Below are 17,621 nucleotides of genomic sequence, written 5' to 3'. Positions count from 1 at the left end.
CGCCGCCCGCGGGTTCAGGCCCGGCTCGCCTGCACGATGCGATGCACCAGGTGCAGCTTGCGCACCGCGGGCGCCGACAGCACGAAGGGATAGAAGTCCGCCACGCCCATGCTGCGCGACAGTTCGTTGAGCACGCCGGTCAGCTCCATCCAGCTGTTGATCAGCTGCAGAAAGCCTGCATCGCCGACGACGTCGGCATCGAAGCGCTCATAGCTGAGCTCGACGCGCTCGCCGTCCAGGCCGAAGCTGCGCGCCGTGTCCAGCGTGTCGACGAGGTGCAGGTAATGGGCCCAGGTCTCGGCCCAGTCCTCCCAGGGATGAGCGCTGGCATAGGCGCTGACGAAGCGCTGGCCCCAGTCGGCCGGCGCGCCCTCGGCGTAATGGCGCTGCAGCGCCTCGCCATAGTCCTCGCGCTCGTCGCCGAAGAGTTCCCGGCAGGCCTCCAGCCAGGCCGTGGGCTCGACCAGGCGCTGCCAGTAGTAGTGGCCGGTCTCGTGGCGCAGATGGCCGAGCAGCGTGCGGTAGGGCTCGCCCAGGTCATGGCGGCGCGCCTCGCGGCGGGCGTCGTCGGCCTCGGAGACGTCCAGCGTGATGACGCCGTCGGCATGGCCGGTGATGACAGCCGGCCCCTCGGGGCCGCTGAGCAGCAGGTCGAAGGCCAGGCCCTGCTCGGAGTCCTCGGCGCGCGGCTGCACCGGCAGACCCAGGCCGATCAGCGACGACACCAGGCGGCGCTTGGCCAGCTCGATGCGCCCCCACCACAGGCCCGCATCGGGCTGGGACAGGTCGGGCACGGTGCGCGTCAGCCGGCAGCAGCGGCACAGCGTGAAGCCGGCCATCACCTCGCTCGCGTCCACCAGCCAGTTGCAGGCGGCCGCGCTGTGCAGGTTGGCGCAACGGGCATAGCGCGGCGCACGGCGCGGCGGCACGCCCGCCTCGCGCCAGGGCCCGCGGCCGGAGCGCGAGGGTGCCGGCTCCAGTGCCAGCAAGCGGCCGTGCAGGGCCGAATAGCCCAGCGGCCGGCGGCAGGCCAGGCATTCGCTATTGCGGAAGAAGACCGGCCGGCCGCAGGCGCAACTGAAGGCGCGCGGCGTCGTCGGCGGCGGCACCGCCCGTGGCGTCGCGGCGACGGGCAGCATCAGGCCAAGGCCGCGTAGCGCGGCATGGCCTGTGTGGCCGTGGCCAGTTGCAGCAGATGCTGCTCGAAGCGGCGCTGCACACCGCCCCAGTCGGCCTGGCAGGCCGCCAGCCGCGCCTCCAGGCGCAGCAGACCGTCGGGCGCCGAGGCGTCGAGGGCGCGGGTGGCCGCCTCGAGGAAGGCATCGGCGGCGTCCAGACCGGCGCAGGGCGGCGCCAGGCAGCCGCTGACGCCGTCGCGCACATGCTGGGTGGCGGCGCCGATGTCGAAGGCCGCCACGGCCAGGCCGCTGGCCAGGGCTTCCAGCGTCACGTTGCCGAAGGCCTCGGTGAGGCTGGGAAAGAGGAAGACGTCGGCGCTGGCGTAGTGGCGGGCCAGGGCCGTGCCGGTCTGCATGCCGACGAAGCGCGCGGTCGGGTGGGCGCGCTCCAGGCTCGCGCGCAGCGGCCCGTCGCCGACGACCACCATGCGCAGGCCCGGCCGGCGGGCGCTGAGGCGCTCGAAGGTCTGCAGCGCCAGGCCGGGATTCTTCTCGGCCGCGAGACGGCCGACATAGAGCATGACGCGGTGGTCGTCGCCGATGCGCCAGTCGCGGCGCAGGCGCAGGTCGCGGCGCTGGGGCGAGAAGCGCTGCGCGTCCACGCCCTGGCCCAGCACCTGCAGCCGGTCGAAGCCGCGGGCGGCGAGATCGCGCTGCAGTTCCTGGGTCGGCACGAAGCTGAGATCGGCCATGCCATGCAGGCGCTTCAGATAGCCCAGCACCAGGGAGGACATCCAGCCCAGGCCGTAGTGGTCGCAATAGGCATGGAAGTTGATGCGGAAGTCGGCGCTGCTGGCGACCCCCTCGGCGCGTGCGGCGCGCAGCGCGGCCCAGCCCAGCGGCCCCGGCGTGGCCACATGCACCAGGTCGGGCACACCGCCCTGCTCGCGCCACAGCGAGCGCAGGGATGCGCTCGTGGCCCAGCCATAGCGCAGCCCCGGATACATCGGCAGGGGCGCGCCGCCGCAGCGCCATTCGCCGGCATTGCGGCAAGCCTGCTCCCCGGGCTGGCGCGGCCGGATCAGCTGCACGTCATGGCCGGCATCGCGCAGATGCCGCAAGGCTCTCTCGGCGGTCAGCGACACGCCATTGATCTCGGGGGGAAAGGTTTCGGTGACAAAGGCGATGTGCACGGGATGGACCTCCGTCAGCTGGCATCCGCACCAGATGGCAAGCGGAATGCCCGCGAGCGCAGCAGCGCCATCAGCTGGCGCTCGGCGGCGCCCAATCCGGCGCGCGATGAAGGCGCCGCCGCCCAGGGCTGCGCAGCCAACGCGGCGCGCGCGGACGCGTCGCCCAGCACCTCGCCCAGGGACAGCACGCGCGGATGGATGTAAGCCTTGCGGCAAACCGCGGCGGTATTGCCCAGGCGCCGCGCCACCGCCGCCAGCACCTGCGGCGCGCGGCAGGGCTCGGCGCCCTCGGCACAGGCCTGCAGGGTGAGCTGCAGGGCCAGCACGCTGCCATGCCAGGTGCGGAAGTCCTTGGCCGTCACGCGCAGGCCGGCGGCCTCGCTCAGCCAGGCGTTGACGTCGGCCGAATCGACGGCGTGGCTGTCGCCCTGCTCGTCGACATAGCGGAACAGTTCCTGGCCCGGCAGCTCGCGGCAGCGGCGCACGATGCGGGCGACACGGCGGTCCCTGACGCTGACCGAATGGCGCACGCCGCTCTTGCCGACAAAGGACAGCCGGATCGCATCGCCCTGCACGCCGGCATGGCGGTTGCGCAGCGTGGACAGGCCGAAGCTGCCGTTCTCGCGCGCATAGGCGCTGTTGCCGATGCGCAGCCAGGTCGTGTCCAGCAGGCGCACCAGGGTGGCGAGCACGCGCTCGCGCGTCGGCTCATCCGGGCCGGCCAGCGCGCGCTGCACGCGCCGGCGCAGCCGTGGCAGCACGGCGCCGAAGCGCAGCAGGCCGTCGAACTTGGTCTGGCCGCGGCCGGCCATCCAGTCGGCGTGATAGCGGTATTGCTTGCGCCCGCGCGCGTCGCGGCCGGTGGCCTGCAGATGGCCGTCGGCATGCGGGCTGATCCAGACCTGCTGCCAGGCCGGCGGGACGGCCAGCTTGCGGATGCGCGCCAGGGTGGCGGCATCGCGAACGACGCGTCTGCGGGCATCGCGGTAGCGGAAGCTGCCGCCGGCGGCCGCCTCGCGCGCGATGCCGGGAAGGCTGTCGCTGAGCCAGCGCAGGCCGGCCTGGCGCGCCTGGCGGACTTCGGGGGTGGTGGAAGTGGGCATGCCGCCCCCAGGCAGGCGGCGTGCCAGGCATGCCGCTTGCCATCGCGCCGGAATGCATCTCAATCCCACCCCGTCCGAGCCGCAGGTCCAGGAGCCGTCTCCTGGCGCGGGCCACCATCTGCTGGACGTGTCCATGTACTGGGGCGCCAGCAGCGGCGTTCGCCGCGTACTGATGGCCAGGCATGAGAGGCTGCGCGCCATGGGCTGGCGCCACACCGTCGTCGCCCCCGGCGCCCAGGGTCCGGGCCTGGTGGACTGCGGCGGCCTGCCCCTGCCCGGCGGCGACGGCGCCCGCTGGGTGCTGGGCCGCGGCCGCGCGCTGCGCCAGATGGAGTTCATCGCCCCCGATCTCATCGAGTCGGCCGACCCCCATGTGCTGGCCTGGGCCTCGCTGGCCGCGGCCGAGCAGTTGCGCGTGCCCGCGGTGGCCTTCTGCCACGTCGACCTGCCCGAGCGCGTGGCGCGCTTGGGGCCCGGCGCCGAGCGCTGGGCGCGGCGCTATCTGGTGGGCCTGTACCGCCATTTCGACCTCGTCATGGCCCCCAGCAACGGCATGGCTCAGCGCCTGCAATCCTGGGGCGTGTCGCGCGTGACGGTGCAACCGCTGGGCGTGGACTGCGCGGTCTTCACGCCCTGCGCCCAGGACGCCGCCTGGCGCGCCCAGTTCTGCCGCGACCAGGGGCTGGCGCCCGACACCCGCCTGCTGATCTGCACCGGCCGCTTCACGGCCGGGAGGCGATTGCAGCTGCTGGCCGACGCCGTCGCGCTGCTCGGCCGCGGCCATGTGCTGCTGGCCGTGGGCGATGGCCCGGCCGCGCCGGTGGGCGAGCAGGTGCGGGTGCTGCCGCCGGCACGCGACAACGCGCAGCGGGCACGCATGCTGGCCAGCTGCGATGCCTATTTGGATGGGGGCGGAGCGCAAAGCGCCGGCCTGGACCTGCTCGAGGCCATGGCCTGCGGCACGCCGGTCATCGTCGCCAGCGACCTGGCCGAGCAGGCCCGGGAGGCCGGCCTGGTGGTGGACCGGCAGCGCGCCGGTTCGTGGGCCGAAGCCATGGACGCCAGCCTCGCCGGCAACAACGCCAGCCAGCGCCGCCATGCGCTGGCCCGAGCGCAGGCCCAGGACTGGCCGCATGTGCTGGCGCAGATGACGCGCCGCTACACCGCACTGCTGGGCCGCTCGGGCCAGCCCACGACGGCAGCACCCCCGCGCGGCCCGGCCTTGCAACCCTGGGCCGGCGGCCTGGCGCGCCAGCGCTGAGCCCCCGCGAAGGGCGGCCGCGGCTTCAGTCGCGGGGCGTCACGCTCGAGTCCGCCGCGGCGCCCGCTTCCGCGGCGTACTCCTTCAGCCGGTTGTAGAGCGTCTTCAGGCTGATCCCCAGGACCGCGGCGGTGCGTTCCTTGTGATGGTTGTAGTGGCGCAGCGTGGCCAGCATCAGCGCACGTTCGGCCTCGGCCACGCTGGTGCCTATGGGCAGGGTGATGAAGGGCACGTCGACATCAGCGGCCACGGCCTGGCGCGGCGCCGGCGCGCTGACCGCGGGCGCCTCCGGCGGCGCCATGGGAGCCCAGGCCGAATTGACCCCGGCTTCATCGCCCCCCGGCAGCCAGGTCTCGTCGACCAGCTCGCCCTGGGCCATCACATAGGCGCGCTGCACAACATTGCGCAGCTCGCGCACATTGCCCGGCCAGGCATAGCCCACCAGGCTGGCCAGCGCGGCCGGCGTGAAGCGGCGCACGGCGCCCTCCTGCTCGCTGATGGCGGCCAGGAAATGATTGGCCAGCAGCGGGATGTCGGCGATGCGGTCGCGCAGCGGCGGCAGCGCGATGGGGAAAATGTTCAGGCGGTAGAGCAGGTCTTCGCGCAGCTTGCCGGAGGACACGGCCTGGTAGGGCAGACGGTTGGTGGCGGCGACGATGCGCACATCGGTCTCCAGCGCCGTCGTGCTGCCCACGCGCATGAAGCGCCCGGTCTCCAGCACGCGCAGCAGCTTGACCTGCAGCTCCAGCGGCATCTCGGTGATCTCGTCCAGGAACAGGGTGCCGCCGCTGGCGCGCTCGAAGAAGCCCTGGTGCTGGCGCTCGGCGCCGGTGAAGCTGCCCTTCTCGTGGCCGAAGATCTCGCTCTCGATGAGATTGGGGCTGATGGCGCCGCAGTTGACGGCCAGGAAGGGCCGCTTGCGGCGGCGGCTGAGGTCGTGCACGGTCTGGGCCACGACTTCCTTGCCGGTGCCGGACTCGCCGGTGATGAAGACCGACACGCTGGTGCCGGCCACGCGCGAGATCTGCTCGTAGATGCGCTTCATCGGCGCGCTGCGGCCCCAGAGATGGCCGAAGTGGCCGGATTCGTCCAGGTTGGCGGTCAGGTCCTCGACCTCGGCCTGCAGGGCCGCCGGCTTCATGATGCGCGACAGCACGCCCTGCAGCTGCTTCAGGTTGACGGGCTTGACGAGGTAGTCGGCCGCGCCCAGGCGCAGGGCTTGCAGGGAAGTCTCCAGGCTGGCGTGGCCGGTGCACAGCACGACCTCGGAATCGGCCACCAGCTTGGGGTCGGCCAGCAGGTCCATGCCATTGCCGTCGGGCAGGCGCAGGTCCAGCAGCAGGATGTCGGGCTGCTGCAGGGCGATCTGGCGACGGGCGTCGCGCAGATTGTGGGCAACCGCCACGGTGAACTGCTCGCCCGCGATCAGCTCGCGCAGCGAAGCGGCCGAATCATGGTCGTCGTCCACTACCAGGGCATGCGGCATCGTTTCCTTCCGACATTTGTTACGAGCCCGCCGGGGGCTTCGGAGCGAATATTTTCAACACATTCGACCGGCACCGGCGTCATTTCGGCGGCGCGGCAGATGTAACGGCGCCTCGTCTGACAGGCTGGCCTGTCCCGCCAAGCTTGCTGCAATTTCTACCGACCCGGCCGCAACGCCCGTTCCAGGCCGGAACGCGGCCGATCCGGGCACGCGGGTTGCCACGAGTCCCAGTATTGGTGCACTGACAAGGGCCTCATGAAGCAATCCCTCGCTGGCTGGGGCTGGACTCTCGCGGCGGCGTTCTCACTCGCGGGCTCCGTGGCCTGCGGCGCGCTGCCCGAGCAGGACCGTCAGCTGAAGCCCCTGCCGCCCCGCCAGGCCGCCGATCGCATCACGCTGCAAGGCCGCAACGGGCCCGTGCCCGAGGCGGTCGAGGCCCGCGACCTGGCCCGGGTTCGGGACGAGGGCAATGGCGCCCTGTTCGAGCGGCATCTCGGCGTGCTGGCGGCCAAGGGCGATACCCAGCTGCTGCGCGGCAACACGGCCAAGCTGCTCGTCGATGGCCCCGCCACCTTCGCCGCCATGAAGGCCGCCATCGCCGGCGCCCGCCATCGCATCCTGGTGGAGTTCTACATCGTCGAGGACGAGGGCGTGGCCGCCGAGATCGGCGACCTGCTGATCCGCAAGGCCGCCGAGGGCGTCAGCGTCGCGCTGCTTTACGACAGCGTTGGCTCCATGGGCACCGACAGCGCCTTCTTCGACCGCCTGCGCCAGGGCGGCATCGCCGTGTGTGCCTTCAACCCGGTGAACCCGCTGGAGCGCCCCGGCCACTGGGGTGTGCTGAACCGCAACCACCGCAAGATGCTGGCCGCCGACAGCGACGTGGCCTTCACCGGCGGCATCAACCTCAGCAATGTCTACGCCGAGGGCTCCTTCAGCAGCGCCCGCCGCCAGCGGCCGCCGGAGGACGCCGACAAGCACGGCTGGCGCGACACCCAGATCGAGGTGCGCGGGCCGGTGGTGTCGGCCCTGGCCGCCGTGTTCAGGGAGTCCTGGGCCCTGCAGGGCTGCAAAGGCGAGCTGGCGCCGGCGCCGGCCCCGCGCGTGGCCATGCCGGGGCAGCGCGTCGTCAAGCTGGTGGCTGGCGACCCGGGCGCCGGCATCAACCCCAGCTACACGGCCCTGCTGCATGCCATCGACGCCGCGCAGCAGAGCGTGCAGCTGACCATGGCCTATTTCGCGCCCGGCTCCGAGCTCATCCAGGCCCTGTGCGATGCGTCGCGGCGCGGTGTCGCCGTCTCCCTAGTGCTGCCGGGGCGCAGCGACGTCTCCATGGTGCTGCACGCGGCGCGCTCGCGCTATGCGCAGCTGCTGGAGGCCGGCGTGCAGATCCACGAGATGTCGGGGGCCGTCATGCACGCCAAGACGGCCGTCGTCGACGGCGTCTATTCCAGCGTCGGCTCAAGCAACCTCGACTGGCGCAGCATCGTCGGCAACCACGAGATGGACGTCATCGTGCTGGGCGACGACTTCGGCCAGCAGATGCAGAACCTGTTCGCCCGCGACCTGACGGTGTCCCAGCGCATCGAGCCGGTGCAATGGGCCAAGCGCGGCATCGGCCAGCGCCTGCTGCAGGGTTTTGCCCGCCTGGTGGAGCCCTTGCTGTGACCCTGGCATCCCGTTTGCCCCGGATCGGCGGGTTTATTCAGCAACTCGGAGTCTTGTGATGACGATTGACCTCACGGGCGGCGCAACCGCCATGGCCGACAGCACCCACATGGCCACGGCCGGGCGCTTCCTGAACGAAATGCGCCTCGACCGCGCTCGCCGCCCGGGCGGCAGCAGCACCGGCCGGCTGATGCGGCGCAGCCGCACGCGCACCGCGGGCATCCGCTTTGAATGGGTGACACGCACCATTGGCCCGGTGCTGCGCGTCGTCGCGACCTGGACCGACAAGCATGGCCAGCCGCATCACACCTCGTTCTCGGTGCAGTGCAATGGCCTGGAAGGCGCCCTGGACCGCGCCATCGCCGCGCGCACCTCCTGCGGCGCACCGCCGCCGGATCGCGAGGATCTGCTGCAGCGCTTACGCGAGGAGTTCGCCACCGCCCCGCTGGCGGCGGAATACATGGCCGGCATGGCGCCGGGCCGGACCCTGCTGACCGCTCAGGGCAACTTGGCCAGCATGGCCGCCTCGGTGGCCTCGTCCCAGGCCAACGGATAAAGGCAGCGGGCCTGGGTCAGCAGCTCGGGCCTTCCACCCCACAGGGTGATCTGCTCGCGCACCGTCGCCAGGTCGATGCTCATCAGCACGGCCGGCGCGTTGACGCGCGGGTTGTGCCGCGCCGTCGTGTAAGGCAGCAGGCCCAGGTAGCGGCGGTAGAAGGCGACGTGGCGCGGGTTGACCTCGATGATGAGGCGCTCGCAGCGCGCCTTGCGGTGGGCATGCAGATAGCCCAGGTGGAAAAGCTGGGCCAGCACGCGCTTGGCGTTGTGGGAATGACGATCCACGGCCAGGCTGCCGAATTCGCACAGCTTGACGCCGGTGGCGCGCCATTCGGTCAGTTCATCCTTGAACAGGGTGTCGGCATGCAGGCCGCCCTTGCCATCGAAGCGCACCGACAGCGTGCCCACGATGGCCTCGCCGTTGCGGGCCGAGCAGATGATGTCGCCATCCTCGTTGCGGCTGCTGAACTTCTCCTTGCTCACCGCCAGGCCACGATCTCCATAGCGGCGCTCGACGAGGTCGTAGGCGTCCCCCTCCAGCGAACCGAAATCGCTGTCCAGCTCCAGCGGCGGCCCACCATTGGGGGTCAGCGGCGTGCGGCGGCTTTCTTCGAACATGGAGATCATTGGTTACTTCCCAGGCGCCCAACACGCCGAGCGGCGGAGTCTAGGGATTGAAATGGTGCATTTCGTTGAAGTTCACAGACCGATACATCTAATTCGGGGTGCTTCACGGGTTTTCCCGGTCATCGCAAACCGCTACAACGCCAACTCCTGACGCCGCCCGGCCGCAGCCCATCAAGCCTGCCGCCCATGAAAAAAGGCCACGCAAGCGCGTGGCCTTCAGGGCGAGGCGCCGCGGGATCAGACCGCGTACTTGCCCACCAGGCGGTTCATGTTGGTCAGCGACAGGCGGTGCATCTCGATCAGCGCGATGAGGCCGTTGCGATGCAGCTCCAGCACCTTGGCGTCGGGCAGCTCGGCGTACTTCTTCTCGTCCAGGGCCATGAAGCCCTCGACGTCCAGCTTCTCGTCGTTGGTCAGGGTGGCCTCGAAGCGCATGTCCTGCAGCAGGTCCAGCTCGACCAGCAGGTTGCAGATCAGGCGGGTGCGCTCGGCTTCCTGCTCGAAGTTCTCCAGGAAGGCCTTGGCGTTCAGCAGGAATTCGGTGGGCTGGCCGTCCTTGAACAGGGGCTCGCCGGTCGTCTCGTTGAAGGCTGCCCACTTCATGTCATAGCAGACGGCCATGTTGTCGGACTTTTCATCCAGGCGGGCCATCGCGAAGGGATAGCGGCGCACATAGGCCGGCACATAGCCGCCCGTCCACTTGTCGCCGTCAACGAAGAGGTTGGAGCCCGACTTCAGGCCCAGCACGGCCAGCGGCGCCACGGCCTGCTTGCCGTCGGCGCCCGGCTGGCCGGCGCGCACGAAGACGATGGGGAATTCCTTGCAGGCGTCGGAAAACTCGACCGCGGCCAGGAAGACCGAGTTCTGGTCGGCCACGCGGGTCACGACGGATTGGGTGGTGTCCAGCTTCAGGTTCTTGTGGACATCACGATCCAGCGGCAGCAGTTCGCCGTACATCGGGGGGTTGCTCATGTTTCTCTCTCTCTCGTTTCATCGGCCAGACGACTGACCAGCACTTTGTCCACACGCTTGCCATCGAGGTCGACAACCTCGAATCTCCACGCGTCCCACTCCACGACATCGGTCGTGCGCGGCAAGCGCCCCAGCAGCAGCATGATCATGCCGGCCAGGGTGTTGTAGCGCCCACGATCCTCTTCGGGCAGTTCCTTCAGCTCCAGGCGGTCCTTCAGCTCGGGCACGGGAATGAGGCCGTCGATCAGCCAGCTCCCGTCCTCGCGCTGCACCGCCCAGGCGTCGCCATCGCTCGGGGCATTGAACTCCCCGGCAATGGCTTCCAGCACGTCGCGCACGGCGATCACGCCCTGCACCTCGCCGTACTCATCGACGACGAAGACCAGGGGTGCGTCCGAGACGCGGAAATGTTCCAGCAGCTCCATGCCCGACAGCGTCTCGGGCACGAACAGCGGCGGCTCCAGGCCCATCGTCAGGTCCAGCGGCAGGCCTTCCAGCATGCCGGCCAGCAGGGCCGGTGCGTTGGCCACGCCCAGCACCTCGGTCAGGCCGCCACGGCAGACCGGATAGCGGCTGAAGCCATGCTCGCGCAGCACGGCCAGCACCTCGGCCGGCGTGGCGTCGACGTCCAGCCAGGCGATCTCGGCGCGCGGGATCATCATCGAGCCGATCTGGCGCTCGTCCAGGCGGAAGACGTTGCGCACCATCTGGTGCTCGTGCTCCTCGATGACGCCGGCGTCCAGGCCTTCTTCCAGGCTGGCGGCGATCTCCTCTTCGGTCACGCCGCGCTGGCCCTTGTTGCGCAGGCCCAGCAGGCCCAGCGTCGCCTCGGTCATGAAGCTCAGCGCCTTCACGAGCGGACGCGTGGCCGTCGAGATCACATTCATCGGCGGTGCGACCAGGCGGGCCACCGTCTCGGGGTAGATCTGGCCGATGCGCTTGGGCACCAGCTCGCCGAAGACGATGGTCAGCAGCGTGATGATGATGACGACCATGGCCGTCGCCGCGATCTGGGTGGCCTCGGGATTCAGCGTGAAGGTGGCGCTCAGCCAGTGGGACAGCGGGCCGGAGAAGGCCGCATCGCCGACGATGCCGTTCAGCACGCCGATGCCGGTGATGCCGATCTGCACCGTCGACAGGAACTTGGTGGGGTTGTCGTGCAGGTCCATGGCGGCCTGCGCCCCGCCCTCGCCGCTCTCCACCATCACCTGAAGCCGCGCCTTGCGGCTGGCGGTCAGCGCCATCTCCGACATCGCGAAAAGGCCGTTGAGAAGGATCAGAAAGAGAACGAGAGCGGTATCCATCGAAGGCGCCAGGTCGGGGGAATTGCGGGAAAACCCCAGGCGGCGCGGGAGCAAAAACGAAGCCCGGGAGACTATCAGAAGGGCGTGACGCGGCCCACCGTGCGATCCCTTGGACCGGGGACCGGGACAATCCGGGCATGAACTATCTGATCGGCGACCTCCAGGGCTGCTGCGACGCGCTGGAGCGCCTGCTGCTGCGCCTGGACTTCTCCCCGTCACGCGACCGACTCTGGCTGCTGGGCGACCTGGTCAACCGCGGCCCCGCCTCGCTGACGACGCTGCGCCGGCTCAGCCAGCTGGGCGAGTCGGCCACCTGTCTGCTGGGCAACCATGACCTGCATCTGCTGGCCGCCCACCACGGCGTGCGCCGGCCCCACCGCGGCGACACCCTGGACGACATCCTGGCCGCCCCCGACCGCGAGGCCCTGATGGACTGGCTGCGCCGCCAGCGCATGGCCGTCTTCGAGGCCGGCTGGCTGATGGTGCATGCCGGCGTGGTGCCGCAATGGAGCCGCGCCGACACGCTGGCCCTGGCCGCCGAGGTCGAGGCCGTGCTGCGCGGCCCTGCCCTGCCCGGCTTCCTGCACGCCATGTACGGCAACGAGCCGGCCCGCTGGGACCCCGACCTCGCCGGCACCGCGCGGCTGCGCTTCACGGTCAACGCGCTGACGCGGCTGCGCTTCTGCACCGCCGACGGCGAGATGGACTTCAAGACCAAGGACGGCGCCGGCGCCGCGCCCGCGGGCTTCCTGCCCTGGTTCGAGGTGCCGGGCCGCCGCACGGCCGACACGCCTGTCGCCTTCGGCCACTGGTCGACGCTGGGCCTGCTGGACCGCCCCACGCTGCTGGGGCTGGATACGGGTTGCGTCTGGGGTGGCCAGCTGAGCGCGGCGCGCGTGGACGGCGCGGCGCGCGAGATCATCCAGGTCGAGTGCGAACAGGCGCAGCAGCCGGGCGCTTGAGCCGGCTCACCGTAGAATGCGCCTCCCCCGAGGAAGCGTGGGAGAGTGGTTTAATCCAACGGTCTTGAAAACCGTCGAAGGTGTGAGCCTTCCGTGAGTTCGAATCTCACCGCTTCCGCCACTTCTTTTAGGTGGCTAACCGCTTGTCCACGGCCCTTGCCGCCGCTCTCCGATTCGAGTGCGGAGATGACAACCCAGCGTGCGGGATCCTCACGCATCAGATGAGCCAGACGTCCAGCCATTCCGGAACATTCTTGAATCGCAGGACCGGTAGGGCTTCCAGGGCTTCAGGCCGGCGTCGTCTGGGGTAGCCGCATCTTGAAGGTCGTGCCCTTGCCTACGCCTGCGCTGTCGACGCTCAAGGTGCCGCCGTGCTCACGGATGATGTGGCGGGCTATCGCCATACCCAGGCCCAGCCCACCCTTGCGCCCCGTTGCGGCGTCGCCTTGCCAGAACTGATCGAAGACCCTCTCCAACTGCTCCGAATCCATGCCGATGCCATGGTCGCTGACCTGCAGTTCAGCATGGCCGTCAGTCGTCCTCAGCAGGATCGCTACGAGCCCCCCGGGACGCGAAAACTTCACTGCGTTCGTCAGGAGGTTGCAGATCGCCTGGCGCATGCGCTGCTCGTCAGCGAGGACTGGCATGTGCTCTTCGTCTCCCGCCAGATCCAGAACGATCTGCGCCGCCTCGGCCACCGGCGTCACGCTATCAACGGCGGTACGAGCGATGCGCGACAGGCTCTCGTGGGCGAGTGACAGTGTCAACTTGCCTGCCGACATGCGCGCCGCGTCCAGCAGATCATCGACGAGCCGGGTCTGTGCCTCGACATTGCGTGTGATCGACTTCAACCCCCGTTCGACCAGCGCGGGATCGCGAGTTCGCTGCAGGGTTTCCGACCAGCCGTGGATCGCGCTCAATGGCGTGCGCAGTTCGTGTGACACCGCCGCGATGAAAAGCTCGCGCTGGCGCTGGGCCTGTTTGAAGGGCGTCACGTCATGCCACACGACCGTCGCTCCCACGATGGCACCGCTGGCGTCATGGATGGGCCCGGCGTTGCAACTGATGGGCACGAGGCTGCCATCCAGGGACTTCAACAGCCACTCCTCGTCGCGGATGATCGCGCCTGCGCTGGCGCGCAGAAGCGGCAGATCCTCTGGGGGAGCATCTGCCTTGTGTTCCGGATGGCAGAGCTGCCAAGCCTGCCAGGTGCGACCGACATCAGGCGGGGCTTTGATCATCTCTGTGCCGAACCGACTGACGTAGGCCAGCTGATCCTCGCCGTTCAACGCCACGGCGATGCCGACCGGCGCGTGTTCCATGACGGCGCGCATGATCTGCTCCTGACGCTCCCGATCGAGCCGCGCCGTCTCAAGCAGCCCTTCGGTTTCAACCGTCTCGGTCACGTCGATGTTCACGCCAACCAGGCGTGTGAAGGGCATCCCAGGTTCACCGGCGGCCTGAGCGCAGGTCATGATCCACCGCAACGAGCCGTCGCCGGCATACAGCCTGAACACGTAGGGGTCGATGCCACCGTGCGAGTTCGCGCGCGAGACTGCCGCATCGACCTTCACCAGGTCGTCCGGATGGAGCATTTCGAGGAACCGTGCTCCAGGCTCAATACCGGTCCCCCGCGGGAGACGATAGACGTCATAAAGCTCGGGGCTCCAGATGGACGTATCCGTCTGCGGGGTCCACTCCCACAGCCCCATGCGATTGGCCCTCACTGCCGCGTGCAGGCTCAGCCGCACCAGTTGCTCGTCGAGCGAGTCCTCCACGGCCTGACTCGACAGGATCACCAGCCACGGTGCATCGGAGCTCAGCACGGGGGATGCGGCATAGCTCCAGCGGGCGACGCCTTTGCAGGCTTGCAACTGCCCCGAGAACGGGGTCCCGCCATCGACGCCGCGCCGCCAGCGCAACGCCTCTTCCGCGCTGAGGCAGGACCTCCAGGCAGTATTGACATCCGCCTCCGATGGCCCCGTCAGCAGCCCAAGAAATGCGGCATTGGCCAACTTGATGCCGCCCTGTCGATCCGCGGCGAATGCAGGCTGCTGAACGGCCTTCAAAGCTGCATCAATTGGACCGAGTGCCTCCATCTGTGGCGTTCCAGGCGTTTCCGTTTTGAAAGGGAATCATCGCGCCAGACAGGGCGCCGCGCGAAGCAGGTTTCGGCTTCGGGAAGTCGCGCACCGCCGGGAAGCCGGCCTGCACGATCGAAGCCTTGTCGAGAGGCGGGGTTGCCACTGCTGGCAGGCACCCACCTTGCCCGAATCCCGCGCTCGGCACTTTCGCCGGCGCATTTCGGAGACATTCATGACTCAGCAAAATCGCAACCAAGGCCAGCGCCAAGACAGCAGCGACATCAGCAGCCAGCAGGACGCGCAACGCCAAAGCAGCCAACGTCAGCAAGAGCAGCAAGGCGGCAGCCCCGGGCAGCAAGGCGGGAATCAGCGCCAAGAGCGGCAGGGACAGCAGCAGCAGGAGCGCGGCAGCCAGGGCCAGCAAGACGGACCGAGCGGTCAGCGTGACAACAAGCAGGACTCGCCGCGGCAGAGCGGCAGCGGCCAGGCCAGCAACAGCAGCCGCAATCAGGGTCGTTCAGGTCAACAAGGCTGATTGCGTGCATGCGCCGCGGTGCGCTCGCGTATCGCGGCCTACTCGCGTAGCCGGCTGCGGCAGCGAGGCGTGAGGAGCCCGAACGGAACAAGGCTGGCGGTGACGGCCCAAGCTTGGAGCGAGAGTTGCTCATGAGGGTCTCCTTCACACGCATATCGCCGAGCGAAGCGAGCTGTAGGGTGGTTCCTACCGCGTGATGAGGCGCCGATTACTGGTCCCGCGAAATGAACTCATCTAGATTTCAGTCGTCGCGAGCCGAAGTCCCTGCCCGACGGCAAACCAACGGCACAACGACAAAGGCCTGATGCACACGCATCAGGCCTTTTCTTTGTTTCGAGTGTGTCGCGCGCCGGCGCAGCGGCGCGTCGGGCACTCCAGGCGGCGAGCGATCGAGTTCCGCCGACGGCATATCGCTTGCCCGTCCATCTCCGTCCAATCAAACGCGGAGAGCAGCATGCCCAGGGGTGACAAATCGTCCTACACGGACAAGCAGAAGCGTCAGGCCGAACACATCGAGCAGGGCTACGAGGATCGCGGGGTCTCGCACGACGAAGCCGAGCGCCGCGCCTGGGCCACGGTCAACAAGGAAACTGGCGGCGGCAAGAAGTCCGGCTCGGGTCGCGGGCAGGCAGTGAACCACGAGCCCTCTCGCAAGGGCGGTCGTCTCGGCGGCGCTGCGTCGGCAAACCGCACGGCAGCGGAGCGCTCAGCCTCGGCCAGGAAAGCGGCCGCGACCCGCAAGCGAAACGCTGCGGCCAAGGCAGGCCACCACTGACGCCGAGCGCGACACGGCGCTCAAGCATCCTCGGCGCGCCTGGCGCCTGCGCGGCTCATGCACAGCGCCACGATGGCGGCGCCGGCCGCAACGACCAGGACGTCTTCGATCAGGCCGCTGCGGCCCTGTCCCAGGCTCGCCATGGCACGCTTGCGGACGGCCAGCGTGGCGTAGGCCATCGGGACTGCAGTCGCCACGGCTGCAGCCGCGCCCTCTCGCTCGCTTCCCTTGGGAGCCAGCGCGGCACCCGCGATACCGGCGCTCATCACGCGCGCGAACAGGCCGAGGAAGACGGTCCGGTCCGGGGCCGTCTTCATCTTGTCGCCCAGCAGTTCGCCGGCGCCCATCACCACGGCACCGGCCTTGAACAGCGGACGATCCAGCAGAAAGAGGTGCCCCGGCGGACGCCGGCCTGCATAGCGAGCCAGCGCGATGGACGCCATGGGTGTCATCGAGCGTGCGCTGGCGATGGCGCCGATCAGCACGGAGGGGATGAGGCTTCGCAGGTTCATCCTTGGCACCGGCCTACTCATCGTTGGGATGGTTGGCCGACTCGGTGTTGGCGTCCGATGCGGGGTCGTCCGGTGAGCCCTCGGGCTGCGGCTTGCGCAAGGGACGGCCCGAAGCAGCGGGAGCCTCAGCGTCCGTGTCGACCGGATACACCGGCCGCCTGCCGGGGAGGGGTTCTACCGGGGGTTGAGCCATTTCGCCTCCGCATTGCTGAAGCCATGCGGGGCAATCGGCGCACCTGGAAGCAGGCAGGTCCATGAGGCTGGGCATACGAGTTGCCGATCGCCGTCATGATTTCACCCGTCAGAACTGGCCAGGCAATACAGACGAGCCGCGAGGAGTTTGGCGCGCGCTTCCGGCAGCGCTTTGCCGATCCGGCCTTTGACGCTGAGCGCGAAGCGCTGGGGCGCCTCGAAGAAATCGCCTGGGAGGCTTTTCAGGAGGGCCGCAAGGCGCCCGTGACCGTCAAGGCCGGGCCCGGCTTTGCAGATCCGGACTACGAGCTCTCCAAGGAGTGGCGCGAGTTGCAGCTTCGTCTCGCGGATGCACAGGCACGCTGGGGTGAGGCGGCGACGCCTTCACGCGTGCTCATCATCAATGCGTCGCCACGCAACGACGGCTCATGCCCGGGTGAGATATCGAAATCCTGGCGCATGACGCAGATCGCCCGCGTCGCCTGCGAGGCCGAAGGCATGACGGTCGACTTGCTGGACCTGAGCCGCTTGACCTCCGACTACGCCCGCCATATTCATCCCTGCAAGGCCTGCGTGTCCACGGCGATGCCGCTTTGCCACTGGCCATGCAGTTGCTACCCCAACCATGCCGCGGGCCAGACCAATGACTGGATGGCGGACATCTACGAGCAATGGGTGAGCGCGCACGGCGTCCTGCTGCTGACCCCGGTGCATTGGTACCAGGCCACCAGCCCCCTGAAACTGATGATGGATCGCCTGGTGTGCGCTGATGGCGGCAATCCCGATCCGACCTCCACGCAGGGCAAGAAGGCCCAGCTCGCCCGCGAGATGGAACTCAAGGGATGGAACTACCCGAAACACCTGGCGGGACGCGTCTATGGCCTGGTGGTGCATGGAGATGTGGCGGGCATTGACGGTGCGCGCCGTGCGCTGTCGGACTGGCTGGACTGGATGGGCCTGCTGGACGCCGGTTTCGGTGCGCGACTGGAGCGCTACATCGGCTACTACGAGCCCTACGCGACCAGCCATGACGTGCTGGACGCCGACCTCGACATCCAGGCCGAGGTCAGGCGAGCGGCCGGGGCGGTGGCGCGCAGTGTGGGCCTGATGCGAGACGGGCGCATGAAGCACGGCGACGAAGGTCTTGCGAAACCCCGGATGAAGTAGGGAGAGGCGACGATCAGAAGGATGTGGCAGCCAGATGACTCGCGCCTTCGCGCGAACGGGCGGTTTGCATGCGCGGAATTGGCGTTAGAGTCCCCAACTCGTGG

The 17,621-nt window shown here is 69.1% G+C and carries 16 protein-coding genes and 1 tRNA gene; 7 read left to right on the top strand and 10 right to left on the bottom strand.

Annotated elements, in window-relative coordinates; genetic code table 11:
- Positions 1–14 precede the first annotated feature (14 nt).
- The 3 genes from AC07OY_RS03810 to AC07OY_RS03800 are packed head-to-tail and all read right to left on the bottom strand — an operon-like array spanning position 15 to position 3,414.
- Positions 15–1,139: a zinc-binding metallopeptidase family protein gene (locus tag AC07OY_RS03810; protein ID WP_495041193.1), complete on the bottom strand. Its 1,125-nt coding sequence runs from the start codon at positions 1,137–1,139 to the stop codon at positions 15–17.
- Positions 1,139–2,311, bottom strand: coding sequence for a glycosyltransferase family 4 protein (locus tag AC07OY_RS03805; RefSeq protein ID WP_495041192.1), 1,173 nt, complete (start codon positions 2,309–2,311; stop codon positions 1,139–1,141). Before AC07OY_RS03805 ends, AC07OY_RS03810 begins: the two co-directional genes overlap by 1 nt.
- 14 nt (positions 2,312–2,325) lie before the next feature.
- Entirely contained in the window at positions 2,326–3,414 is a 1,089-nt protein-coding gene (locus AC07OY_RS03800) for a DNA topoisomerase IB (RefSeq protein ID WP_495041191.1), read from the bottom strand.
- Between the two features lie 52 nt (positions 3,415–3,466).
- On the opposite strand from AC07OY_RS03800, the gene AC07OY_RS03795 reads away from it, so the two are divergent.
- Positions 3,467–4,675, top strand: coding sequence for a glycosyltransferase (locus tag AC07OY_RS03795; protein ID WP_495041190.1), 1,209 nt, complete (start codon positions 3,467–3,469; stop codon positions 4,673–4,675).
- A 25-nt stretch (positions 4,676–4,700) separates the two neighbouring features.
- Here the strand turns inward: AC07OY_RS03795 and AC07OY_RS03790 are convergent, their stop codons facing one another.
- Complete coding sequence (locus tag AC07OY_RS03790; protein WP_495041189.1) at positions 4,701–6,161, bottom strand: sigma-54-dependent transcriptional regulator; 1,461 nt, start codon at positions 6,159–6,161, stop codon at positions 4,701–4,703.
- A gap of 255 nt (positions 6,162–6,416) precedes the next feature.
- Here AC07OY_RS03790 and AC07OY_RS03785 point away from each other — a divergent pair, with 255 nt between their 5' ends.
- Both AC07OY_RS03785 and AC07OY_RS03780 read left to right on the top strand, forming a co-directional pair.
- Complete coding sequence (locus AC07OY_RS03785) at positions 6,417–7,829, top strand: phospholipase D-like domain-containing protein (protein WP_495041188.1); 1,413 nt, start codon at positions 6,417–6,419, stop codon at positions 7,827–7,829.
- A 58-nt stretch (positions 7,830–7,887) separates the two neighbouring features.
- Positions 7,888–8,385, top strand: coding sequence for a hypothetical protein (locus tag AC07OY_RS03780; RefSeq protein WP_495041186.1), 498 nt, complete (start codon positions 7,888–7,890; stop codon positions 8,383–8,385).
- Here AC07OY_RS03780 and AC07OY_RS03775 read toward each other — a convergent pair.
- The 3 genes from AC07OY_RS03775 to AC07OY_RS03765 form a co-directional block, all read right to left on the bottom strand.
- On the bottom strand, positions 8,328–9,014 hold the full coding sequence (locus AC07OY_RS03775) for an N-acyl amino acid synthase FeeM domain-containing protein (protein ID WP_495041185.1): 687 nt from the start codon (positions 9,012–9,014) through the stop codon (positions 8,328–8,330). The two genes, AC07OY_RS03780 and AC07OY_RS03775, sit on opposite strands and share 58 nt — an antisense overlap.
- A gap of 237 nt (positions 9,015–9,251) precedes the next feature.
- On the bottom strand, positions 9,252–9,986 hold the full coding sequence (locus AC07OY_RS03770) for a SapC family protein (protein ID WP_495041184.1): 735 nt from the start codon (positions 9,984–9,986) through the stop codon (positions 9,252–9,254).
- Positions 9,983–11,290 carry a hemolysin family protein gene (locus tag AC07OY_RS03765; protein ID WP_495041182.1) on the bottom strand — a complete coding sequence of 436 codons (1,308 nt, stop codon included), beginning with the start codon at positions 11,288–11,290 and terminating at the stop codon, positions 9,983–9,985. Before AC07OY_RS03765 ends, AC07OY_RS03770 begins: the two co-directional genes overlap by 4 nt.
- A gap of 137 nt (positions 11,291–11,427) precedes the next feature.
- On the opposite strand from AC07OY_RS03765, the gene AC07OY_RS03760 reads away from it, so the two are divergent.
- Positions 11,428–12,252 carry a symmetrical bis(5'-nucleosyl)-tetraphosphatase gene (locus tag AC07OY_RS03760; protein ID WP_495041181.1) on the top strand — a complete coding sequence of 275 codons (825 nt, stop codon included), beginning with the start codon at positions 11,428–11,430 and terminating at the stop codon, positions 12,250–12,252.
- Between the two features lie 31 nt (positions 12,253–12,283).
- A tRNA-Ser gene (locus AC07OY_RS03755) sits at positions 12,284–12,373 on the top strand.
- A 166-nt stretch (positions 12,374–12,539) separates the two neighbouring features.
- Here AC07OY_RS03755 and AC07OY_RS03750 read toward each other — a convergent pair.
- Both AC07OY_RS03750 and AC07OY_RS03745 read right to left on the bottom strand, forming a co-directional pair.
- Positions 12,540–14,351: a PAS domain-containing sensor histidine kinase gene (locus AC07OY_RS03750; RefSeq protein ID WP_495041179.1), complete on the bottom strand. Its 1,812-nt coding sequence runs from the start codon at positions 14,349–14,351 to the stop codon at positions 12,540–12,542.
- Positions 14,329–14,760, bottom strand: coding sequence for a hypothetical protein (locus tag AC07OY_RS03745; protein WP_495041178.1), 432 nt, complete (start codon positions 14,758–14,760; stop codon positions 14,329–14,331). The genes AC07OY_RS03750 and AC07OY_RS03745 overlap by 23 nt, the downstream gene beginning before the upstream one ends.
- 565 nt (positions 14,761–15,325) lie before the next feature.
- Between AC07OY_RS03745 and AC07OY_RS03740 the strand changes: the two genes are divergently transcribed.
- Positions 15,326–15,646 carry a plasmid stabilization protein gene (locus AC07OY_RS03740; RefSeq protein ID WP_495041177.1) on the top strand — a complete coding sequence of 107 codons (321 nt, stop codon included), beginning with the start codon at positions 15,326–15,328 and terminating at the stop codon, positions 15,644–15,646.
- Between the two features lie 20 nt (positions 15,647–15,666).
- Here the strand turns inward: AC07OY_RS03740 and AC07OY_RS03735 are convergent, their stop codons facing one another.
- Positions 15,667–16,158 (bottom strand): hypothetical protein, encoded by a 492-nt coding sequence (locus AC07OY_RS03735; RefSeq protein ID WP_495041176.1) that lies wholly within the window; start codon positions 16,156–16,158, stop codon positions 15,667–15,669.
- 288 nt (positions 16,159–16,446) lie between these two features.
- On the opposite strand from AC07OY_RS03735, the gene AC07OY_RS03730 reads away from it, so the two are divergent.
- Positions 16,447–17,517, top strand: a complete 1,071-nt coding sequence (locus AC07OY_RS03730) for a flavodoxin family protein (RefSeq protein ID WP_495041175.1) — start codon at positions 16,447–16,449, stop codon at positions 17,515–17,517.
- The last annotated feature ends 104 nt before the right edge of the window (positions 17,518–17,621 follow it).

Source organism: Roseateles sp. GW821-FHT09H10, assembly GCF_059415865.1.
Note: the sequence above shows the minus strand (reverse complement) of the source record. Positions and strands in the feature narration are given on the sequence as shown.